This window comes from Pectobacterium aroidearum, from assembly GCF_015689195.1.
GTDB classification, from domain to species: Bacteria; Pseudomonadota; Gammaproteobacteria; order Enterobacterales; family Enterobacteriaceae; genus Pectobacterium; species Pectobacterium aroidearum.
The window spans coordinates 4,096,326-4,119,103 of record NZ_CP065044.1; the positions used below are offsets into that span (position 1 = coordinate 4,096,326).

Genomic DNA, 22,778 nt, shown 5'->3' on the forward strand with positions numbered 1-22,778 from the left:
AAACTGGTTTACTCCTCGCTTAAGGTCACTACGTCGTACATCACGCTGCCGCCTTTTAATTGCAGTGTGATTGTGTTGTTGCCGTTTTTCAGCAAGTGGGATGACACAGGGATGCGGGCTACGTGATAACGACCGCTTTGTAGCGCACCGCGATAAATGGTTTTGTCGTTTTCGTAAGTCAGCGTTTCCAGCGTCTTGCCGTTTACCGCTACCGCCAGCTGTGGCATGGTCGGTTCACTCATGCCGCTATTGCTGGCTGCCGCCAATGCGATATTCAGGAAATAGTTTTTTTTCTCAGGTTGCAGGGCAAAACGGATATCCCATTTTCCCGGTTTGGTCTGCGCGTAATACCAGTCGCGTTGATAGTCGCTACGGCCAATATCGAACGTCAGATTGGCCGGCACCTCATGTTGCCAGCGGGTGTTGCGTGCCTCGTCGCCAAAGCGGAATTCACTCGCCTGCCGATTTGCCTGTCCAATCGCCCAGATAACGGGTTCGGCTTTAGGAAGAGCAATCACCGGCAGGGCTTGTTTATCACCAGAAACAGACAGCGTTTGTTCCGCCAATATTCCCGGCTGCGTACCGCTATTGGCGTAGACCGCAAGGTGGTAATTGCCCGGACGGACATGGGAAATCGCAAAATTCCCCTGTGTGTCTATCGTTGCCTGATACGAATAACCGCGGGTTTGTACATCAAACGGTTCATCCAATGATGATGAAAGCACCACCGTCACCGGCTGCTGGCTGGCAACGCGTCCGCTAACCTGTGTGCGATCGCGCACATAGCGGGAATCATCCACCCATTGGTACGGCCAACTGACAGCTTCCGTCAGCGCCTGACGCCGGGCATCTGCCAGCATCCGCTCGGTATCGCCCTGATTGATATACAGCAGCCACGGGCCGTAGAATTTTTTCCAGCCCGGAGGCGCTACCATATCTGGCGTACCGAAGTGTGAACCCGTCATGTAGTTCAAAATGATCGCATCCTGATGCACCAGTAAATCCTGCTTGAGCGCATCACCGGAGAAATACTCCCGATTACCGTGAATCAACCACGCCCCGACGCCATTACCAAAAACACCCCAAAAAGGCGCAGCACGCATATAGCCAGCAAAATCATATTTGGAATAGATACTGCCATCCGGTAGCCGCCAGGTTTCATCTTGTACCTTCGGCGAGGCTTCAAGCTGGCTGTAGAGCAGCGGTTTACCCTGACGATCGCCGTTATAGAGATGGTCTAACCGGGCAGGATCGAAGCGGTATACGTTACGTAATTCACTGACTTTAACGTCCTGACTGCCGCGATTCTCCGCCACTACATAGCTGTAAAGTCCACTAACGCCGCGACGCATAATCAGGTGATATTCAAGCCGCAACAGCCCGTCCCGCTCGTCGATATAGGCGACATGCGCCATCTCACGATCGTTGCGCAGCACCTCTACCCGCTCGGGGACAAAATCTTTGACGCCTTTAGCATGAACATCGTTGACATAATAATCGAGGTAAGCGCTACGAGTTTTGCTCGGATCGCGCGCCGCACCGGACAAATTCGTGACGATATTTTTGCCTCCCGTCACCATACGCACCGCGCTGCCATCCTCGCCAAATGCGACGCTGAGTAAGCCGTTATCCAGCACGGTATTCAAACCAGAAACGGATAACGACACCGCATTATCCTGCGCGCTATAGCTATAGGGCGCCAGCATGGCCCCCACCAACAACAAGACAGATCGCTTCACAGTCAGCCCTCTTGTATTCCACTGTTTAGACAGAAACGTTTATCGCGATGATTCGGGCTACGGCAAATGCCAGATATTAGGGGAAACACGGTGATGAGGTTCCCGCAGGGACACCTCGCACCGTGGTAGCCCCGTGTATCTCGGTATGGCACCAAACCTTGTCGCTGAAATTAAAAATTTCTGCCATTTTAAATAGATAGGATAGGGATATCAGGAACAACATAATCGAGGGGATAAGCGCCCTCCTTCACGTCACTGCCAGCAGAAACAGGAAGCTGGCAATGACAGGAAGAAAGTCAGGATCGACATCGCAGAAATCAAAACTGATCAGAATGACAGTTCGCGAATCAGTACCGCAGACACCACCTTCCAGCCGCGAACCAGCAGGCTTTGCGCCTCGCCGTCCATCACCACCGTGCCGCGCAGCACCTGCGGCTGAGCACGATAATCGTCCGGCAGACTGAGTAGCACGCGATAAACGGCCTGTTCAGGGTGCAGTTTGCGCTGTGCATCGCTCAGCGTGGCAATATCGCCGCCGTAAATCGATGCCAGCTCTGGCGCAGCGTTCAGATCGCGGGTGGCCGTGCTGGCGATCTCCACAATGGTGAGCGGCAGCGACAAGCGGCTGACATCCTGTAAATAAAACGTCCCCTTTGCGCCCGTGTGAAGTCGCTGCCAGTCTTTTTCCGACACGAACGCTTCCACCAACCCGCCGGTCGGCTTGGTGACAACCGCTAGCCATTCACCCTGCCCCAGCCACTCACCCGTTGCCAACGGCGTTGCCATGTCAGCCACCACGCCGTCTATCGGCGCACGTACCGTCAGTTGTTCTGACTGACGCTGCAATACCTGTAACTTTTGTAACGCCGCGTCGTGCTCCCGCTTCACTCGCAGGTGGTCACCAGCCGCTTCCTTGTTGAAAACCTGAAAGGAACTTTGCCAATTCAGCGTAGCGATTTGTCGCTCCAGCTGTTGCCGTTCGTGCACCAGCGCGTCAGACGACAGCGTAAATAGCGTCTGTCCCGCGCGCACAGGCTGACCCACCTGTACTTCAATGCGCTGAACCATCGCAGGCACTGGCATATACAGGCTGCTTTGCTGTTCCGCCCGCAGCAGAGCTGGCGCATACACACCGCGCTGCCAGGGAATCATCAGCAAGAGCAGAACTACAGCGCTCACGGTCAACGTTGTCGTCATATTACGGTTCATACGGTAATCCTTACGGCGTTTACTCCATTCGCGTACTTCATTCACCACTGGCATCACTACGAAGTAGCCGATTTCAATGGCGAAAAGCAGCATCCCCAGCAGCTTGAACGCCATGTGGTAAACCAGAATCGCGATACCGGTAAACAGGAAAAAACGGTATATCCACACCGCGAAGGCATACCCCACCAGCGTGCGTTGTAGCCAGCGGGGAAAGTGTTCCGGCGGCGCATCCCCCAAGCCAAACAGCCATTCCCGCATCTGCCAGCGGCCGATCGCAAAACCCCGATTTTGCAGGTTCGGCACCTGTAACCCATCGGAAAGCAGGAAATAGCCATCGAAACGCATCAGCGGGCTGAGGTTAATCGCCAGCGTCATAATCCAGGTAGTCGTTGCCAGCATAAACGCCGCGCTGCGCAGCATACCGTCCGGCAAGAAGCTCCATGCCAGCGTCGCCCACGCCGCCAGCACCAGTTCGGTCATCATGCCTGCCGCACCAATCGCCATTCGCTGTCGGCGGCGGGTGAGTTTCCACGACCCAGAGGTATCGGTATACAGCACCGGCATCATCACCAGAAATGCGACACCCATCGTGGCAACCCGCGCACCAAAGCGCTTGCAGGTGTAGGCGTGGCCGAACTCATGCAGGATCTTGGTAAAACACAGCGTCAGCCCCGCCAGCGCTGCACCTTCCAGCGTGAAGAAATGCAGAAAGGTATGCTTGAACGTTTCCCACTGGCGTCCGGCAAGAAAGAGCCCCAGCACGGCCACCAGCAGCGTCAGTTTGAGGAAAGTCCGACTGAAAAACGGCTCAACCCACCGTAGCGTCGCGCCCAGAAAACGATCGGGATGCCATAAGGGAATACGGAAAAACAGATAGTTCTTCAACAGCTTGCGCCAAATGGAAACGCGCGACTGCTCTACCTGACGAGAAAATTGCGCCAGCGCGTCATCGCCGGAAACGCGCGTCAGGCTGTTAGCCTGCAAGAAACGGTTGAAATACTGCACATCGCTGTCATCGAGCGTTAGCGCAGAAGTTTGGTTAACCTCGGCCACAATCTGCGCCGCGTTCCCCATCGACCAACGCGATAACATCGCCATTTCTGCCCAACCGATACGGAAATAGAGACCACGCAACGGATCTTCCAGCGTCCAACTGGGGGATCCGTCGCGATTAGCCGGCCCGGCGTGCAGGATCAGTTCATCGCGCAGCGGGCTGAGTCCGGCGGCTGGGGTCGCACCTCCGGCCATCGTTAAACCCCCAGCCAGACGCGCAGAGAGGCCAGCGGTTTACGCAGCAGGTAGACGAACAATACCGTGCGTTTCCCGTACAGCTTAGCCGTCCCCTTCAGGCCCACGCGCAGCTGTGGATCATCCTGCGTAAAGCGAGCCCGCAACCGATAGGCCATCACATTATCCGGCGTTGGCGCGGCGCGGTAGCCAATCTGCTCAAGCCGCGCGTCCTGTGCCGAATTCGGTGCAACATTGAGGAACAAGCGCACATCCGCGCCGTTTTCCAGCGCAATCGCATCCGCTGCGGGCAACTGGATCTCCAGTTCAACATCGTGCGGATCGGCGATCATCATGATGCGTTCTCCCACCGCCACCGAGCGCCCAATCCAGTCGTTGCTATCATCAAAAATCGCCACGCCGTCGCGCGGGGAAGTAAGCTGCATGCGTTCTTGCTGACGTTGGAGAAAATCCATGTCGCTCTGCGCCTGCTCGCGGCGGCTTTGCAGCACGGCCAGACTGGCTTTGCTATTGGCATCGAACAGCGCCTGCTGCTGTGCCTGACGATACTGGGCATCAGCCGTAGCGAACGCCTGCCGCGCGGATTCCAGCCGATTTTCCAGTTCGCGCACGTCCAGCCGCACCAGCGGCTGATTGGCACTGACACTCTGATTAGGACGAACCAGAATATCATCCACCACGCCCGCCACAGGCGCACGCACCATTACCGGACGGTGTGCGACGATCTCTGCCGGTGCCAGCACCGACTGGCGAACCGGGATCAATAAGATCAACACCAGCGCCACGATCCCCGCCAGGATCAAACGACGTTTCTTCGGACTGGTGTTGGTCTGCCGACGACGTTGCTTCAGCAAACTCGACCAGGCGTGCGCGTAGGCGTCCGCCAGTTTTTCCAACAGCACGATCTCAGCAGGCAGCCACGCGCTGTCCCGCGCTAGTACCAGCACCAGCGGCGCATCACTCTGCGGTAAACGCAGCGGCAACCAAAGTAAAAACTCCGGCAGATGTTCCTGCCACAAAATTTGGTCATCGGCAGGCAGCTCGCGGCATTGCAGCGTCTGCGTTTGACGCCCTTCTTCCTGCCACTGGCGGCACAGGCGACTAAATTCGGTACAAAATGGCGCGTTGTGATCGAGCGATGCCAGCCCGGAAGCCGCCTGCAAGCGCTGTTTATCGCAGTCCCACAGCAGCGCCTGACGATACTTCACTACGTTATGCGTCTCGTTGACGATAAAAAACGCCAGTTCATCCAGCGTTTCACGCGCTCTGGCACGGCTTTGCAGTTGTAATAGTTCGGCCAGCAGCGCCAGCCGGATATCCTGTTCAGTTTGTGCTGCGGTCGTGTTCCGTTCGGTCATGGCGACACGCTGCTTGCATCAGGCGGCACGATTTGCGCCACGCCGCTCATGCCCGGCAGCAATCCGGCGGTAGACTGGGTAATCCGGCCAAAGACTTTTACCGATTGACTGACCGGATCGATCGCTGACGAGAGCCGACTAATTTCCGCCGGATAGCTCAGGCCGGTTTCATCCAATGTAACCTGAAACGCGCTGCCCTGCTTCAGCCACACCAGCCAGCGCGACGGCACGATCATTTCCAGCTCGAACGCGCTGTCATCATAAATTGCTAACAGCTCTTTGCCTTCCGGCACCGATTCCCAACGCTTCACTTTGGTTTCCGTTACGCGACCGGAGAACGGGGCTTTGATGGCACAGCGTTGCAACATGGCGCGATTGACGCCACTTTCGGCCTGCGCCATTGACACCGACGATCGCGCCTGATCGACATCCGACAGGCTGATCGAATTGAGCTTATCCAGCCGATCGGCAATCGCCAGCTTCTTACGCGCGGCATTCTCTGCGGCGTTTGAGTAGTTCAGCTTTTCGCGCAGCACGGTACAGTCAAACGTCACCAGCGTATCGCCCTGCTTGAAGTGTTCCCCCTCTTTCACCGCAATATCCGTCACTTTCCCGGCAATTTCGCTGGATAATACGGTATAACGCTGCGCGCTAAGCTGTACGCGAATGTCTCCCGTCGTCGCAGCCTGCCCCCACAGGGGCAGGCTTAACGCACTCACCAGTAACAGCGGACGCATCATGCCGACAGCCATTAACGCGAACCTCCGGCCTGTAGGGATTGCAGGTTATCCCACATATCCGTATTTACGACGCGGTATGGTTTCCCCGCGTTGGCCGATGGCGTTACCGCCACAGGCGTGATGGGTTTCGCGATAGCGGAACCTGTTGCAGAAGCGGTGACGGCAGGAGCCGTCGTGGTGGCTGGCGTAGCCGGTGTTGACAGGGACAGACGCGGAACCGCAACGCCACCTTTTTCAAGGTTCCCTGTGGTGCGGGCAATCGAGTTGCTCAGCGCCGCCAGACTGACATCGTTCACGTTATCCGGCAACACATCCAGCCCAGCAGCCTGATACACCGCGCCCAGCGCGTTCTGCACATCGGCAAAGCTGCGGTCACGCGCTCGGGTGGTCAGAATGGTTTCGGTGCTGACGCGTACCTGCTCCATTTGCGTTTCGGCACGATGCTGTACGCTGAGCGTGGTCTGGTTGAGGATACCGCGCTGAATCCGCGCCAGTTCCTGATAGCGACCGAACATCCGCGTACTCTGCTGATACTCCTGCCAAGCAACGTTCACCTGCGTCAGCACCGCCATGCGTAGCGCCTGACGACGAACTTCCGCCAGATCTTCATTCGCCTGTCCGGCACGTTTAACCGACGACCACGACAGCACGTTCAGCAGGTTGCCGCTGACCTGAACGCCCGCGTTTGCCCACTGGTGATTGACCAGATAGCTGTTGCTGTCACCGTTGATACCGGCAAACAGCGATACACCCGGCAGCAGGCGCAGCAGCGATTTGCGGGTTTCCAGTACGCTATTGCGTGCCAGATAGCTCTCTTCACGCACTTCCGGGCGTTTAACCATCGAGAAGTTTTCCAGATCGTCGAGCGAGTAGGCCATCTTCGGCGCGACCAGACTGCTTTCGCTCGGTACAACGACATCGTATTTACTCGACGGCGGCAGGTTCATCAGCGCGGCCAGACGGGATTTCGCCACCACCAGATCGCTGTCAACGATTTCCAACTGGCGTACCATCTCCAGCATGTTTTTCTGGAAACGCAGCGCCTCAACCGGTGCCAGCAGACGCTGTTGCTCAGTCTGACGCGCGTATTCCAGCGCCTGACGCGCCTGCGTCAACGCAGTCGTCACTTCTGGCTGCAAACGCTGTGCCGTTGCGGCTTCCCAATAGGCTGTCCGCACCTGACGGGTAATATCCGCGACCACACGACGACGACGCTCTTCCGCCGCCAGCGATTTGTTCGCTTGTACTTTGGCGTTGAAATAGCTGATACCAAAATCCAGCACGTTCCAGCTCATCGTCAGATCGGCGGTGCGCTGGGTCTGATCCTGACTGGTGGACGCTTCCAGTGATTGCCGACCCGTAGTAACCGACTGGCTGCTGGAACCGGCGACGTTATCGCGGGTTTGCAGGCCAGCGCGGGCGGTCAGTTTGGGTAACAGCATGTCCAGATTCTGTACGCCCAACAGGTCATCTTCCATCGCCTGTTCCATCAGTGCGACCCGCTGTTGCAGGTTATATTTCAGCGCACGGGCAATCGCCTCATCCAGCGTGATCGTGCCGCGCACCGGTTCCTGATTGGCGAACATCTGCGTTCTGTCGCTCAACGCCTGTGCGACCTGCTGTTCGATCGTCACCGGCTCCGGCTTGACGGCACAGCCTGCCAGCCCCAAACAGGCAAGGGTCACCGCGATCCGTAACGCCCGGGAACCCGCGGTGCGTGGTGTAGCCTCGTGTTGAACGTTCTGATGCTGACTGTCGTGTTGCTGGCTATCCCAGAAATGCGCTATGTGCTGATTCACCCGGGTTCTCCCCATCTTCTATTTGTCTGTTCCCTTCATCTGGCAGGCGGTAAGTTGGTTACCGCCTGCAAGCGCCTGGGTTAGTGGTTAAGTAATAAAATCTCGTCTCAGTATTCGATCTGCGCTTTACCAGATTTGCGCTTGGCTACGCACGCAGGCTGCTCAGTTCACTGAGCGCCGCCAGCAGCGCATCTTGTTCCGGCTGATGCTGACGCAGCTGTTCGGTAAAGGCGGTTTTCCCCGCAGGCGCTAACCGTTCGACATCCCGGCTTTCAGCGGGCTGTATCGTGGGGTTGGCTGGCCCTTGCATCGCACCACGGTCAGTCGCCATCTCGGTGCCAGCACCCTGTCCGGTTTGCAGCGTAATCGGTACGATCCGGCTGGTGCCATCTGCGGCCTGCGCTTTCAACGCCAGTTGAATCTGATTAACCTGCACGGCACTGGCATCGGTAATGCGCACCACGCCGCTGCGGGCATCAAACTGCACCCACGCAGGCAGAGGACGACCGTTTGCCAGTTGCAGCGTCAGCGTGGCATTGCCTTCACGCACGCTGAACATACGCTGCGGCAGGCTAAAGGCGAGCGCGCCGGAGGCATCCGGCTGTAACGCGCCCTGCACGCTGCTGAATGCCGATTCCAGCGCCGTTGTCTGACCGCGCACGCTCAGGAATAGGTTGGAATCCGTCGGAGAAACGGCGGCGCTGTCACGCACGGTGGTACTGGCACGCGAAGAGAAGTTGACCTGATCCAGCGTCGGCATGAGCTGTGACATCACCGGATCGAGTACCCAAGGCGCATCCGACTGCCGTGTCGAACCCGCATCACGCTGCCGTGCAGGTTCAGCGACAATGTTGGTTGGTAGCGCTTGCGCCTCTGGGCGAGACAGATCGGCAACAATCGCGCCCAGCGGCTGTTCACGCTCTCTTTCATCCGCATCGGTGGGCAGGCTCACGCCCTGCTGTACCAAAATCACCGGTGCCGCTGTGGCGGTGTTGTCAGGATTGGCCGGCTCCGTCGGCGTACCGGGATCAACCGGCGTCGACGCGGCGTTGACCGTCAGCGCCACATTCAGCGCCGTCGCGTTGCCCGCGCTGTCCGTAGCGGTAATCGTCAGGTTGAACATTCCTGCCGTTGACGGAGTACCGCTGAGAGTACGGCTTGCGCTATCAAAACGCACACCTTCAGGCAATTGCTTCTCATCAACAGTGAACGTCAGCGCATCGTTTTCAGGATCGGTGAACAGTGAATCCGGTAAGGTATAAGTCCAACTGGTGCCAACCTGTGCGGCAGGCGGGACAAAGGCATCGCTATTTCCCACAGGTGCATGATTCACACTATCGGAAATCGTCACCGTCACCTCATAAGGCGTGGAATCCTGTTCTCCGTCATTCAGCACCACGCGGAGTACCACTGAACTCTCACTAACCACGACTGTGCTACGCCAACCAATCTGGCGCACAAGAGCAGTCGCTTCATCACGAGAAAGACTGGCGGTAAACGTCACAGAAGCACGGCCATCAGCCTGACTCAACGTTGCCACAGGTTGCCCATCTTTACTGATAACGTTACCCGAGATGGTAAAACCGTTGCCGGCAATCATCTCAAAACGATCGCTTGATGAAGGAGATTCACGCTGAAACACAACAGATGCCCCACGGTAATCCCCTGCCCCACCATTTGCGGCATCTAATTCCGCATCGCTTAAGGTCAATGTCGGTGCTGCCGCTACCGCAGAGCCCCCATTGGTATAAGAAGCACTGAGTGGAGTCTGACGCATAACCACAACCGAATCGGCAAGGATGATGATCTCACCTCGTGGTGATACCGCTATTCTCCGGGCATCCGCCAGATTAGTCTGAGCATCAATGCGTCCCAACGTATCTGCCGAATAATAAGCCAAGGAACCATCGGATAAGGCGACATACAGCGTTTTATCATCCGCTGACAGTGAAATGTCTTCCACCGTCGCGGTGCCATTGATTGTGCCCAAATGCGTTAACGACCCTGCAGCGTTGAGGCGAAAAGCATCTATTTTCAATGGATGGTTGCTTACCGTGGTTTCCCCTGTCCATCCGTTAAAGGAGCTGGTACGGCTATTCGCGATAAAGATCGTTTGTCCGTCGGCACTGACAGATAAATGTTGCACATAGTCCAGATTCACGACCTTACCGGTGCTGTCCGTTTCCCCTGAATGGAGATAGGTCAGCGGAGTCAACTGACCCGTTTCACTATTACGTTGATAAACAATGAGTGATGAACCGTTGCTGGGGTTGGTGACCACATAAACTTTATCCCCCTGCGTGATGACTTCCGCCGGTGCCCACAGATAAGGCGGTGCTGACATATCACTATCAAGATCTTGAAGATGGGTAAGCGTGCCAGTCGTGGTATCTCGTCCATAAACAACAATCGTCAGTTGAACCCTCAGATAAAGATTTTTACCATCATCCGACAATGTAATTTGTTCAGCATCCCAGACCTTTATCTGATCGCTTTGCTCTGTCAGATTACCTTCGCTATCGAGAGAAAAAGTAACAATAGTGCTTTCACTGCCATTTTTTTGCAGGGCGTATAAATTTGCACCATCAGACGTCATTTGGAGTTGGATGACACCGCTGGCAATAGTACTCGTACGCGTGTGTGTCAGGGTGCCATCGGCATTGCGGGTAAATAGCGCAATGTGACCTTGCTGGTCAGCAATATATACGCGGCTACCGTCCGCAGACACCGCACTGTTCGTTGAACCCGTCAGCCCAAATGCCGACAATTCCAGAGTCTGCAACCGATCCAAATCGCCAAATGACAGAACAGGATCGGTGTTGATGGCTGGAACATCATTAATCTGCGTAATGTCTATGATTAAGGCCGTAACCTGAGACTCCAGATAACGATCGGACAACGTCACCGTCACCGCAACCTGTGCGGCAGGCGTATGGCTGTCGCTGGAGTAGGTAATCTGACGTAGCGCGTTCTGCACATCTTCTGTGGTGGGGATGGTGCCAGCATTCGCGTTAAAGCGGATCGTCAACACACCGTCTTTATTACTGACCTGACCGATAGTAACGCCGTCTTTTTGCAGCGTATCACCGGATAGCGTCAGGCCGTTACCCTCGTTAAAACCAAGCTTATCCAGTGCTGTTTTACCGTCACCCAGCGTAATCTTCAGCGTTGCACCGTCATAATTACTCTTACCGCCGTTGAGTTTGTCCATCTGCGCATCGGACACCGTTGCATCAGGTACCAGCACGATAGGCGCGGCACGTTCGGTATACGTCGGAGTGGTAGCCGGCACGGTGATAATCGGCGCGGTATTGGTTTCTGACGCAGGCACCAGCGTTAAGGTAATTGCCTGCTCTAACGTGGTTTCCGGTGCGCTGCCACTATAGTTATTCTCCTTGATCATCAAGGTAACATGGCGTTCCCCGCTAGCGTCGCTACCCAGATAGTTGTAGCCGATGCTGTCAATGATCTCAGCAGTGCCACTACCGTCTTTCCCGACGTACAGGAGAACCGTTGCTTTACCGTCTTTCACCTCAACAGAATATTGCAACCCACTGGCGGTGCGCGGTGTACCGGTAGATTTTTCGAGCACGATCGTACTGCCATCGACGCTGATCGTCTCATTGGGCCCTGACACATCAAACGTCAGCACCACCTGCCAGATAGTTTGCCCGCTCTCAATGGTGTCGATATGCGTATCTTTAAACAGCTTAACGAACTCGCCGTTGCCCGGAATCTGTGGATTCAGCACCGTCGTGGTCAGCACAGCCGGATCGTTTACGCCGATCAGACTAACCGTCACGTCCATCGTCGCAACATTATTGTCACCGTCATTAATGCTGAAGACGAATGTCGGCGCCGAGCCCGCATGTTCAGGATCCTGACTGGTGTTCTGGTAGGTAATCTGGCGCAGCACATTTTGCGCATCGACTTTTGTCACCGCAGCCGTAAAGGTCACCGTCAATACACCATCAACCTGCGTAAAGGTAGCGATCGTGGCACCATCTTTGACGATGTTGTTACCATCCAGCGCTAAACCGTTATCGGTCTTAAAGCCGAAGGTATCTTCCGGTAGGCCACCCTCTTGTCGGCCTACCGTGATGCTGGCACCGTTATAGTTACCCGCACCGTTATTTAACGCATCTAACTGTGGATCGGACAGACGGCCTGACGGCAGCAGCACCGTTGCGTCAGTGTCTTCGGTATAGGAGGCACCTGCTGTCCCGACATTCAACACATGAACTTTATCGCCACCAATCAGGTACAGCTGCTTACCGTCTGCACTCAGTTCTACATTTTGTAGATCCGAGAAGGAAATATTGAGCGGGCTATCCCAGCCGCCGCTAATCGTATGTTTCAGCGTCAGACTGCCATCCTCGGCACGAGCGAAAACAGAAATATTCTTACCAATCACGAACAGCGCCGTGCCATCGGCAGAGACAACCAGACCGGTTGCCAGCGCTTCACCAGAATCCCCCCCGTCATTGACAAACGGCACCGTTGCGACCAGCGAGAGTGCCCCATCGGCCCCCACCGTTATCGTATTGAGCGTGTACTGAATGCCATCAGCATTAATCGCATACAGGGTTTTGCCATCAGGTGAGAGGGCAAGTGAATTGATGTAGTACGGGTCATCGCCTTCAGCACGAATCTGGGAAACCTGAGTGAGCTTGCCCTCAGCATCAATACTGAAACTAGTGACGCCAACGGTATCACCTGAACCCGACACGAACAGGTAACGCCCTTCAGGATCAAGCACGAGACGGCTCGCCCCGATCAGGTTATCGGTCTGAGAAACCGACGTCAGGGTACCGTCCGTCCCGCGCTTAAACACCAGCACGCTGCGGCTGTCATTATCACTGCCAGACTGGGCAGCGGTGAGATAGAGGTAATCGCCTTGAGAAACAATGTGAGAACGCACATCCAGCGAATGGCCACCTAGTGCCGCCTGATCGAGGACACCGGCTTGCGTCAGTTCCCCATCGCTGCCAACGCGGAAGAGGGTCACCGCGTTGCCTTCACTGCCTACCACATACAGGTACTGCCCATCGGCAGACAGGGTAACGTCTGATGCCCCCGCCAACGCGGCATTGTCCACAATCTTATCAAGCTCTCTCGTTTCATCGTTATACACGGAGCGATAGTTATAGAAGGTCTTCGACAGGGTAAACTTGCCTTCTTCGTTACGGACAAACACGCTCAGTACCGCTGAACCACTATCCGGCGAACTGACAACGTAGAGCGTTTTTCCGTCAGCAGACAACGCGGTGTCTTTTACCCCTCTCAGTACATCCACATAATTATTAGAGTCATTGCCCTCAAGATTGTAATCATCCTGAAGGGCGCTAGATTCACCGCCGATCGTCGGGGTTTGTGCAGGGTCGGAGGCGGACACCACATTAATTTTGCTATCGATGGTGATGGTCGAGTGGATATTCAGATCGGCCGTGTCGCTCCCATCGCTCAGGCTTTTCAGCGTCACCGTGACATCCCCGCCGGCCACGGTTTTATCGAGTGGCTTATAGGCAATACCGTCGATCAGCTTCGCGACATCATTAGGTTCAAATGCGCCAGATTCAGATGAAGCGACGCTAACGGTGATGGTTGTCGTCCCACCACTAACCTCAACGGTATAGCCGTATTTTCCATCGCCTTCCGTCGTTTTTGCGCCATTAGCGGCTTCCAGCGTAATTTCCGTATCGTCGATGACGATTGCCTGATTCGCCCCCGTGCGATTGACGGTAATCACCAACTCTTTCAGCGCCTGCCCGCCTTTATCCGCTGACACGCTAACACCGCTGAACAGATCGATCGGTTCGAAGCTGCTGCTGGTGTCGGTAACGGTGACCGTTGCCTTAACTGGCGTGGCATCAACACCAGGCGCGGTATCCGTTGCGGCAACATGCGCAGCCACATCCACAGCAGTGGTCACAGCGGCGGCGTCAAACATCATGCGCGGTTCCAATACCCACGCCTGACGCGGCGTGCGCGTTAAGCCTGAACCAGATTTTGAGCGGGAAAAAGTCATCGTGTCATGTCCTGTAATAAAAGGGGCAAAGCGCGTCATTCCTGGCTACATTCAGCGATCATTCAACCAGCCGAACATAGCCGCCCTCGGTTTCGATCTGGCCGGCGATACGATCCAACCGTTGAATCAATTGATCCTCAACGCCCTCTGCGCCGAAGCCTGCACCATCGATAAAGCTCATGCGTTTTTCGCCCTCGGTACAGACCAGCAGGCCCGGCGTCGCTTCTCTGTCGAACAGGTTGCGGCCAAAGTCTTCAGGGTCGCCGGGACGAATACCGACAAAATAAAATTTGATGTTGCGCGCGCGGAAGCTGGAACACAGATCCTGGAAGCGCTGTGCGGCAAAGGAACGGGCAGGATCCGTTCCGGTCGAGCCACGAAATTCGTTACGATTGAAGTTGTAGCTGTCGGTGTCGAACCAGTTACCGATGGTGTTAGCCATCATGACGATCACCTTTTGCCCATCACCATTGCCGTCCAGATTGAAATCCAGCGGTAGCGTCGTATCACCCCAGCCGTCTGAACCTCGCATGTTGGGTGACAGCGCCGCCCCTGCCCATGACATTGCGATCGCATAGTTGGTGTTAAAGCGTGGGGTAAACTCGGCAATACGCTGATTCAACTTGCTTTCTTCATTAGTCAGCGGCATCAATGCCGCATTCGGGCACCCTCGATCCGCGACGATAAAGCGGGTGTCTACGGCATCGGAGTTGTTATCCCACGGATAGAGATCGGGGTTAGGGCCACGCCAGGTAATCGGTGGTGCGCCGGGGCTGCCGTTTTGCGGCAAATCGTGGCGGTAGTACACGCGGAATTGCCCAACGGGCGGCTCGTCCCAGAAGAAGTTTTCTTCTCGGCCCAGCCCACGGTACATGCACAGCAAATTCGCCCGGCGATCCGGGAAACGACGATCGGCAAGGCTACTGACAACCCCGCTGGCAAACAGTGAACGCAACTCCGGTGGGTTTAACGCACTCGGCGTAGACCAGCGACGAATGCGATTCGCGTCTTCCGCGTCATACACGTTCACCGACTGACTGTACGGCACCAGTGAGAGCCACAGGTTGTCGCGTTTACCGTCCGCGCTGCTTAGCATGCGTTCGACAAATGAGCGGCTAACGATTTTCAGCGAACGGATATCGGCATCACTCATATCCCCCGTCACTGGCATAACAAGGGCAATTTCAGTCGGACGGTTGATGACCTCAGAAGTCGAATACACTTCCTGCTTTCTCGCCCCGAGGCTCATCAGGCTGGGTTTGGTTTCGAAAGCGACAGTGACGGTATAGGTTTTACGCGTCGCGCTGTTACGTCCTTCCGCAACGGATACATCACTCGCCACCAGTTTTTCACTTAGGGCCTTATTCATCCCCAGATTATTTTTGACGTATTCATACGCCAGTTTATTGATATCTTCCTGACTGTATTCTTCACCATTAATGGTCGCCTGATGCCCGACAGCCAGCGCAGCGGCATCCGTCGCACGTTTGATTTGCGTCGCATCACCGGTTGCCGTAGAGGTATCGACGATAAAAGCCGCCGTCACCAATAAGGCCATCGCGCCCAGCACATAAAACCCTGTGCCTGCACCCTTTTCCTGCTGAATAAAAGCAGACAGGTGTTCACGCCAGAACAGAGAGGTTCTGCTATCGTCTTTTTTTACTCTTCTGTTCTGTAAGGTTTTTTTCATTCCTTCCTATCCTGTATACCTGGATTCAGCGCGTACTCAACCCGCCCATCAAGCGGGAAAATAAAAACGACATGGCTCACACGTTATTTGTCTTAATGGTTTCGTTATTTCGGTAACGAGGCTCTCGCTACCGTTTGCGGTCTATTTGCCGCTTCTGTATTTTCTATAAAACCGTAGCTATTGATCTTTTTCTTCCAGACCGGCCTCTTTTCTGAGTACGTCATCCAGTTCAACCACACCGATAGCCACCCGGTTGACCGACGAGGCGTGCAGCAGTCCCCCCAGCGACAACCCGCCCAACAGGCTCACATCTTTCCCCTGACGACAGATCTCGACCACCATCATGGAGGTGTTCTTGCTGCCTTCCTTAGGATCCTTTTCTGGTAGTTCAGGGAGATACTCTTCATCCGGCAGCGTTTCACTTTCCGCACACAGCGACTCTGCTGTCCCTTTGCTTAACTGCCAGTACAGCTCGCCGGTCTGACGCACGTTGCTGATTAACAGTTGATAATTGCCTAACCCTTCCGTTGGCAGCACCGTATCGAGCAGACCTTGCAAGCCTTTCTCATCCAGCTTCTGCTGCATCGCCAGTATTGACGCGATGGCACCCGCACGCTGTTCCATACGCGTACGCTCCAGCCCGACGGTGTAGATATCCGCACACAGCGAACCAATCGCCAACACAATCGGAAACGCCAGCGCGGTTTCTACCGCAGTAGAAGCACAACGAGAAAACCAGAAGCGGCGGAGTCCATTCAGGAAATAACCCGTTTTCAACGAACGGCTGGTTTTCAATGAACGACCGGTTTTCAATGAACGATCAGTCATTGCGCAGTTCCGTCCCAAACACATGCTTGTACTGATAGCGGAAGGTGTCTCCCAGCGTTAACACCTCCGGCAGTGGCGTAATAAACGCCTTTTTAATCTGCACCGTCACGGACCACACGGGGAGCGTTGTCGTCTCTTCGCCATTGGGGTTGTCCTGACTGCTATTGCCGTTCGTCAGCCCGCCAAGCTGGCTCAAATTGTCGAAGTGCAATACGCTGACGGTTAAATCATCTTCCTTGAGGTAGCCGTATCCCGCTTCAACCATCCGTGCCTTTAGGCGCGTTCCCATCTGTTCCGCGCTGTCCGACGCCAGATTGTCGAGGCGGAAAGCCTGCACCGCTTTATCCAGCGCAGCGCTGCCAGCGGCAATCACCAGCCCGATGCGCGCCAGTTCAAACAGCATCATCACCCCGACCAGCACTACCGGCACCAGAAACGCCACTTCCGTCGCGATCACGCCGTGCGTGCTGCGCCAGTGACGTTCATGGCGCGGCACGATTCCTTGCACGGTGCCTTCATCACGCCACGGGCCGAGATTACGAAGCCACGCCATTACTCAGGCGAACTCAATTGCAGGCGTTGACGGCTGGACAGCAGCAGCGCTTCGCCACGGGATTTATCCTGTTGCATCTGCTGTAGACGCTGATGGAGCTCGTCAATCAAGCCATCAATACGCTGTGGCTGTGCAATGGTCGCCAACGCCGAACGTGCGTCATCCTCTCTGCCGCCAGAAAGGTAGGCCAGCGCCAGATTCAGTCTGCCGGTTGCATTACTCTCATCCACCGAGCGCAGCAGAGAAATGGCTTTATCCGCGTTGCCGCTTGCCAGCCATGAGAGCGCCAGGTTGTTGAGTGCCGCGACATCTGCCGGGTTTATCTGCAACGCTTTTTCAAACAGCTGGCGCGCTTCTGCGTGTTTACCTGAGGCATCCATCACCACGCCCATGCCGTTAAGAGCGCCTGCATCGTTCGGCTGTGCTTTTAGCGCACAGGCAAAGTCGGCTTGCGCCATCGAATTACGTCCTAATGCCAGCTGCGCACGCCCCATTCCAAGACACACCGCCAGCGCTTCTTCCGGCGTCATTTTGTTGGTATCGCCGCCCAACGCCTGACGTGCTCGCCCGTACAGTTCCAGCGTTTGCTGCGGTGAACGCGCCAGCGCTGCGACGCTGGCATACTCCAGCATCTCTGCGCCTTTCAGCGCATCGCGGCTGTCGAGACGCGCGTACACTTCCGTCGCGGCCTCAACACGTCCCTGATCGCGCAGCAGGCGTGCCAGACGCAGGCCTTCATCTTTACTGCCTTTAATCGCCATCGAGCTGCCGCATCCCGCCAGCACGGTGCTGACAATCAGCAGTGCCAGCATGGGCGCGCCGCGCTTAAGTTTTGCTACCAGATCGACCATCTTCGATAACTCCATCGGTTGTCACCGCCGTGATTTCCGGCACATACCGGGAATCGATGTTTTAAAAATCAATGTGTTGTAAATAAAATGCTATTGCGCCAGCAGGCGGACCACTCGCACCAATGCAGGCGACGCCATAATGGCGATAATCGGTGGCAGAATGAGTGCCATCAGCGGCACGCTCAGCTGCGCTGGCAATTTACCCGCCTTCTCTTCCAGACTCAGAATCAGCGTCTTGCGGCTTTCATCCGCAATCGTGCGCAACGCCTGAGACAGCGGCGTACCGTAGCGCTCCGCCTGAATCAGCGTCGCCACCATACTTTCGATCTCGCTGACGCGGGTTCGCTCCGCCAGATGTTTCATCGCCAGCGTACGATCCGACAGGATCTGTAATTCGGCGGCGGTATAGTGCAGTTCATCCGCCATCTCCGGTGAAGACAGCCCCAGCTCCTTCGATACCACCTGCAACACGCGCCCGATAGGCAGACCGGCTTCGGCACAGACCACCATCAGATCCAGCGCATCCGGCACCGCTCGCGCCAGCTTTTCGCCCCGGCTTGCCGCACGCCACTTCAGCCACCACTCCGGCACCATAGAACCGACAAAGAAGCCAATCAGCCCCGCCGCAACGCCCGTCAGCCCCGCACGGTCAGCAGGCGGCAACCATCCCCACACCAGCGCGATAGCGAACAGCGCACCGGCGGCAAATTTTCCCATCACCAGCCAGCCTACCGCTTCGTTGCGACGGATCCCGGCCAGATCCAGCAGGCGGCGCAGGTTGCGGCGATCGCGCTCCGATCCCGACAGGCGCTCGCCCTGCGTGGCAACGGGCTGCAACAGCTTCTCTAGCAGGGGAGATAATGTGGTTCCCTGGCCTCTCAGGATGTTTTCCTGAGAGGCCGCCTCTATAGAGGCGACGGGCAGATGCCCGCGCATGCGAATTTCCAACTGCTTGTATTGCTGTGTTTTATGCTGTGTACGTGCCAGGTAAATCCCGACCACCATCAGCACAAGCGCCAGCAGCAGTAAGGGATCGTCAAAAACAGTCATGAATGGCTCTCCCTTTACCCTATTCGCTTAACCATCACGTGCGTGATCAACATGCCGACTGAGACGCTGCACAAAGCATAAATCAGCACCGACGTTCCCACCGGATCAGAAAACAAGAAACTGAAATCGTCCGGCGACTTCATGTACAAATAGGCCAGACAGCCGGGGAACAGCGCCGCGACAATCTTGGCGGATGCCCGCGCTTCCGACGTTTTGGATTGCACTTTCAACTGCAACTCGCGACGTTCACGCAGCGTGGCCGACAGACGCTCCAGCGTTTCCCCCAGTCGTCCACCCGCTTCCTGATTGATGATCAGAATCACCACGAAGAAACGGTATTCGGACATCGGCACCCGCGTAGCAGAAGCCTGAATCACCTGACGCAGCGGAATCCCCAGCCGCAACCAGTGATCTATCGTCTTGAATTCATTCGCCAGCGGCCCGGTCAGGTGCTCAGCGACAATAGAGAAGGTGTTAGCAACCGGGACACCAGCACGGCAGCTGCGGGTTATCGCATCAATCGCTTCCGGCAGGCTCTCACGCAGCGCTTTCAGATGTTTTTGCAACGTCGAACGGAACAGCAGCATGCCGATACTGACAAACAGCACCAGCGTAAAAATCAGCCCCATCGTGAGCGGCAGCAGGGTGCGCTGCCCCAGAATCATGCCGAGTATCAGGCTAACCGCCGCCAGCGCAAGAGAGCGTTGAAGCAGGTTCTTTTTCCAGCCAATGAACGTCATCTGCGCCCACAGGATCGCCAGCCAACGTCCGATCACTGGGACACCCATCAGCGGCGTTCTGATCTCATCACGCAGGATCGAATCAGATGCCACTGCGGCAGCCGACGGGCTGACCTCGTTCAAAATCTGCTGCCAGCGTTGTTCGCGCTGCATGCGCTGCTGCCGTGATTTTCTCCAGGCGTTGACCGCCAGAAGCAGCATCAGCACGCTGCAAAACACCAGCAGCGTAATCAGGTTCAGACGTGCGTCACTCATCAGCGTCTCCTCAACCCATCACTGCGCATCAAACAGATGCGATTTGTCGCTGTAGAACTGCGGGCGCTGAATGTGCTGAACATATTCCCCCGTCAACAGCCCCTGTCCATCCATCCCCTGAATGTTGAAGCTGAACAGATCCTGAAGCTGGATCACTTCGTTCTCCATGCCACACACTTCTGTGATGGACACCACGCGGCGCATACCGTCGCGCATACGTTCGATCTGCACGATCAGGTGAACCGCGCTGGCGATCTGGCGGCGGATCGCCATCAGCGGCAGTTGCATGTTCGCCATCATCACCATATTTTCCAGACGCTGTATCGCATCGCGCGAGGTGTTGGCGTGTACCGTACATAGCGAACCGTCGTGGCCGGTGTTCATCGCCTGCAACATGTCAAAGCTCTCGCCGCCGCGCACCTCACCCAGAATGATGCGGTCGGGCCGCATACGCAGGGCGTTACGCATCAGATCGCGCTGATCGACGCGGCCAGTACCTTCGGCGCTGACAGGACGCGTTTCCAGTCTCACCACGTGCTCCTGCTGCAATTGCAGTTCGGCGGCATCTTCGATGGTAATGATGCGATCGGTGCTGCCGATCTTCTGCGACAGCGCATTCAGCAAGGTGGTTTTACCCGCGCCCGTTCCGCCGGAGACGATCACGTTAACGCGCGCCTGCATCGCTTTGTTCAGCACATCCGCCATCGCGTAGGACATGCAGCGGCGCTCTGCCAGCATTTCCAGCGACAGGTTGCGGCGCATAAATTTACGGATCGAGATCGTGGTGCCGTCAATCGCCAGCGGATAGGTGATGACGTTGACGCGGCTACCGTCAGGCAGACGCGCATCCACCATCGGGCTGGCTTCGTCGATACGACGCCCCACTGCGGCAGCAATACGCTGCGCGGTGTTAAATACATGTTCTTCGTCAATGAAGGTAATCGGCGACAGTTCTAGTTTGCCAAAGCGCTCGACAAACACCTGCCCCGCACCGTTAACCAGAATATCGTTGACCGTGTCATCCGACAGCAGCGGCTGGATCGGCCCGATCCCGGTCATCTCGTCCAGCATTTCGGCGGCGATGGCTTCCTCTTCCTGCCGGGAAAGCTGTAAGCGCTGCTCATCACAGATGCGGCGGATCACCGTCTCGATCTGCACCAGCAGCTTGTCACGCCCCATCATCGCCGCTTTACCCGCGTCGATCTGATCGTAGAGCTGTGCGCGGATAATCCGGCGCTGGCTGGTTCGGCTGTCAGTCTGGCGCGCGGCTGGAGCGGATCCAGACGCGGAGCTCGCCGCAGGCTGTGTACGGTTCTCCGCAGCCGGACGCGTTTTCAGTTCTGCCACATTGGCAGCAGGCGCAGGCTGAGGCGTGCTTTTTCCTGCTTCACTTTTTTGCAGGTTATTCTTGCGAATCAACATAATCCTGAACCCCAAAAAACAGTCTGTAACCCGTTGAAAAACGGCGAGCGCTTAACATCATCAGGCACGTTTTAACCAACGCGAGAACCAGCGTTTTTCCGCCGGTCTGGCGCGTACGCCGCAGGCCAGATCGACCAACTGGCGTAATCCCTGCTGGAAAGCGGGTGCCGCAGCCAGATTCAGTGCGCCGAGCGTCAGGCTTTGCGACAGCGCGTGGCCCGCGTTCGGCAGCACGACATCAATCTTCCGGCCAGTAAATTGTTCAAACTGCTCGCGGCTTAGCGGCGCGGTCGAGGCAAAACGGCTCTGGTTATGTACCAGCAACAGGCGTTGCCCTTCGCTTTCGTCGCCGATTTCATTCAGCACGCGCCGCACATTACGCGCATCCTGAAGCGTCAATTCCGTCACGATGATGCGCAGATCCGCGTAGGTCAGTACGTCCAGCGCCCCGGTCGGGTAACTGCTGGGCAGATCCCAGATCACCTGGTTGAACATGCGGCACAGCGCCCCGCCGAGATTCAGTACGTTATCCACGTCCACCGGGCTCAATTCACCCAGTTCCGGCTTTTGCGCCAGCAGATGCAAACGGGTATCCACACGCAGCATGGCGCGCTGGAGCAGTCGGGTATCCAGCTCCTGAGTTTCCAACACCGCCGCCAGCCCTGCATCATCGGTTTGCCCTTGCAGCAGCAGTTGATCGCCGTTACGACGATCGAAATCCACCAGCGCGACGGGCAAATGACGCTCGCCGGACAGCAGGCGGCTCAGCCCCATCGCGACGGTACTTGCCCCACTTCCGCCGCTGGCGCCGACGACCGCAATCGTCCTGCCCATGCGGGCATATTCCGGCCCGGCCTGTTGGCCTTCACATTTCGCCAGCGTTGCTGCCAGCAGATCCAGCGTGAACGGCTTGACCAGATAATCCACCACGCCAGCCTGAAGCAGCGCGCGGTACAAGCCGACATCCTGCTCTTTGCCCGTCGCAATCACCTGGCTGGTGGGACCACAGACGCTCAGCAGCTCTTCCAGTGCCGGAAGCGGCCAGTGCGCGCCTTCCAGATCCACCAGTAAAATACGTGGCGGAACATTCAGCTCACACCATTGACGAGCAGCCGCAATACCGCCGGACATCACCGGTACATCCGGCTGTTTCAGGCGAGTGAAAAGATCGCTGATATCGGCCACATCGCGTACGTCATTGGCGAACGCCACCAGCGGTAGCGCCAGTTCTTCACCATCGTTAGGGGTAATTTCACTCATGGAATGTC

13 protein-coding genes and 1 pseudogene are annotated in these 22,778 nt (G+C 56.4%); all 14 read right to left on the reverse strand.

Translation table 11 applies throughout. The features are described from left to right. Nucleotides 1–8: 8 nt before the first annotated feature. Nucleotides 9–1,739: a polysaccharide lyase family protein gene (locus I2D83_RS18265; RefSeq protein ID WP_205947057.1), complete on the reverse strand. Its 1,731-nt coding sequence runs from the start codon at nucleotides 1,737–1,739 to the stop codon at nucleotides 9–11. A 327-nt stretch (nucleotides 1,740–2,066) separates the two neighbouring features. Continuing rightward, a complete protein-coding gene (locus I2D83_RS18270; protein WP_205947058.1) occupies nucleotides 2,067–4,196 on the reverse strand; it encodes a site-2 protease family protein in 2,130 nt (709 codons plus the stop codon). Nucleotides 4,197–4,198: 2 nt separating this feature from the next. Next, nucleotides 4,199–5,554 carry an efflux RND transporter periplasmic adaptor subunit gene (locus I2D83_RS18275; protein ID WP_205947059.1) on the reverse strand — a complete coding sequence of 452 codons (1,356 nt, stop codon included), beginning with the start codon at nucleotides 5,552–5,554 and terminating at the stop codon, nucleotides 4,199–4,201. After that, nucleotides 5,551–6,306, reverse strand: a complete 756-nt coding sequence (locus I2D83_RS18280) for an efflux RND transporter periplasmic adaptor subunit (protein WP_205947060.1) — start codon at nucleotides 6,304–6,306, stop codon at nucleotides 5,551–5,553. Before I2D83_RS18280 ends, I2D83_RS18275 begins: the two co-directional genes overlap by 4 nt. Then, the gene (locus tag I2D83_RS18285; RefSeq protein WP_205947061.1) at nucleotides 6,306–8,093 is read right to left on the reverse strand and encodes a TolC family protein; all 1,788 of its coding nucleotides are present in this window, start codon (nucleotides 8,091–8,093) and stop codon (nucleotides 6,306–6,308) included. The genes I2D83_RS18280 and I2D83_RS18285 overlap by 1 nt, the downstream gene beginning before the upstream one ends. A 145-nt stretch (nucleotides 8,094–8,238) precedes the next feature. After that, a pseudogene (locus tag I2D83_RS18290) lies at nucleotides 8,239–13,482 on the reverse strand (beta-propeller fold lactonase family protein); the annotation flags it as partial. A 697-nt stretch (nucleotides 13,483–14,179) separates the two neighbouring features. Further along, on the reverse strand, nucleotides 14,180–15,811 hold the full coding sequence (locus I2D83_RS18295; RefSeq protein ID WP_205947062.1) for a Tad domain-containing protein: 1,632 nt from the start codon (nucleotides 15,809–15,811) through the stop codon (nucleotides 14,180–14,182). Nucleotides 15,812–15,988: 177 nt separating this feature from the next. Continuing rightward, complete coding sequence (locus I2D83_RS18300; protein ID WP_205947063.1) at nucleotides 15,989–16,639, reverse strand: TadE/TadG family type IV pilus assembly protein; 651 nt, start codon at nucleotides 16,637–16,639, stop codon at nucleotides 15,989–15,991. Then, on the reverse strand, nucleotides 16,632–17,192 hold the full coding sequence (locus tag I2D83_RS18305; protein WP_012773374.1) for a hypothetical protein: 561 nt from the start codon (nucleotides 17,190–17,192) through the stop codon (nucleotides 16,632–16,634). The genes I2D83_RS18300 and I2D83_RS18305 overlap by 8 nt, the downstream gene beginning before the upstream one ends. After that, complete coding sequence (locus I2D83_RS18310) at nucleotides 17,192–18,043, reverse strand: tetratricopeptide repeat protein (RefSeq protein ID WP_180777573.1); 852 nt, start codon at nucleotides 18,041–18,043, stop codon at nucleotides 17,192–17,194. Before I2D83_RS18310 ends, I2D83_RS18305 begins: the two co-directional genes overlap by 1 nt. Nucleotides 18,044–18,133: 90 nt before the next feature. Continuing rightward, a complete protein-coding gene (locus tag I2D83_RS18315) occupies nucleotides 18,134–19,093 on the reverse strand; it encodes a type II secretion system F family protein (RefSeq protein ID WP_180777512.1) in 960 nt (319 codons plus the stop codon). Nucleotides 19,094–19,107: 14 nt separating this feature from the next. After that, a complete protein-coding gene (locus tag I2D83_RS18320) occupies nucleotides 19,108–20,088 on the reverse strand; it encodes a type II secretion system F family protein (protein ID WP_205947064.1) in 981 nt (326 codons plus the stop codon). 18 nt (nucleotides 20,089–20,106) lie between these two features. Then, nucleotides 20,107–21,510 (reverse strand): TadA family conjugal transfer-associated ATPase, encoded by a 1,404-nt coding sequence (locus I2D83_RS18325; RefSeq protein ID WP_043881711.1) that lies wholly within the window; start codon nucleotides 21,508–21,510, stop codon nucleotides 20,107–20,109. Nucleotides 21,511–21,570: 60 nt separating this feature from the next. Next, nucleotides 21,571–22,770 (reverse strand): CpaE/TadZ family protein, encoded by a 1,200-nt coding sequence (locus I2D83_RS18330; RefSeq protein WP_182101056.1) that lies wholly within the window; start codon nucleotides 22,768–22,770, stop codon nucleotides 21,571–21,573. Nucleotides 22,771–22,778: the final 8 nt, after the last annotated feature.